This is a genomic window from Mycobacterium sp. TH-M82, from assembly GCF_057473605.1.
The window spans coordinates 1-1,486 of the sequence record NZ_JBYCKY010000602.1; the positions used below are offsets into that span (position 1 = coordinate 1).

Genomic DNA, 1,486 nt, shown 5'->3' on the forward strand with positions numbered 1-1,486 from the left:
GCCGTTGCGGCGACGTTCGGCAACTTCGGCAAGGAGTTCCAGTCCCTGAGCGCCCAGGCGCAAGCGTTCCATGCCGAGTTCGTCAACGTGATCAACGCCGGTGCCGGCGCGTACCTCAGCACGGAGCTCGCCAACGCCGAGCAGACGCTCGCGAACGCGGTCACTGCGCCCGCCAGGGCGGTGCTGGGACTCGGTGGCGTGTCGGGTATCGGTAGCACGGCCGCGGCCGGCGGCGGCACTCCCGCTGCCGGCGGCCTGCTCGGCGGGCTCCTCGGCGGCCTCACCGGCACGAGCAGCGGAGGCTCCGGCGGGCTGACCGGCGTGATCGGGGGTCTCACTGGTGGTGGCGGCCTACTGGGTGGCCTGACCGGTAGTGGCGGCCTGCTGGGCGGTCTGACCGGTAGTGGCGGCCTGCTCGGCGGTCTCACCGGTAGCAACGGGCTGCTCGGCGGCCTTCTTGGCGGACTCACGGGCGGCACCGGCGGTCTCACGGGGATTCTCGGCGGGCTTGGCAACCTGGGCTCGCTCGGCAGCACCATCGGTACGCTTCTTCCAGGGCTGCCCAATCTCCTCGGCGGCCTTGGGAACTCGTTGACAGGGCTGACGAATTCCTTGCTGCCCGGGCTGGTGCACCTCAACATCGGCGATGCGGGACCGTACTTCACCGGCATCGCCGGCCCGTACGAAGAGCTCTTCTACAACACCTGGAACAACCTGCAGGACCTCGGGTCGACCTGGCTGGCCGATCCCTTCCCGTTCCTGCGGCAATTCATCACCAACCAGATGGGCTACGCCCAGACCATCGCGGCGGCCTTCGGCAACGCGGCCCAATCGGTCGAGGCAAACGCGGCGGCCCTGCCCACGGCCTTCCAGGCGGCAGCACAGGCCTTCTCGGCCGGCAATTACGCCGCCGGGCTCAGTGATGTGGAAACCGGACTGCAGAACGTCTTCTCCGGTGTCGGGCCCGCCCTGACACCGATCTCGGCCATTCCCGGCCACTTCGCGCAGAACATGACCAACGTCGTCCAATTGGCGACGAACACGAGCATCACCCCCTACCTGGATGTCTCGCTTCTGCAACAAGGACTGGTCCCGCCTCTCAGTGCGACCTTGAACGACGTCGTCGGGCTACCGGTGGTATTCGGCGTCGCCTTGTTGGGGCCGCCGGTCAGCATGCTGGAGGCGGCGGGTTCCAGCGCCGCGGCCTTCACCGCCGCGCTGCAGGCCGGGGACCCCGGGGGCGCGATCGCCGCCCTCATCGACGCGCCGGCGGTCATCGCCAACGGTTTCCTCAACGGCCAGGCGACATTCCCCTACGCGCTGAGCCTGTCGAACATCACGGGATCTGCAGTCGGCGACATAGCGAATGTGAGTGCCGTCGGCAACCTGCCGCTGGACGGGCTGCTCGTCCCGCCCGGCTACTACAGCGCGACGGTGACGATCTCCACTCTGCTCAACGGCATCGGGGTCGGCCCGGTGGTGCTCG

General features: G+C 68.6%; 1 protein-coding gene. It reads left to right on the plus strand.

The genetic code is table 11. From position 1 onward, the window contains the following. On the plus strand, positions 1-1,486 hold a 1,486-nt coding region (locus tag AC2VON_RS17965; RefSeq protein ID WP_486954166.1), incomplete at both ends, for a PE family protein.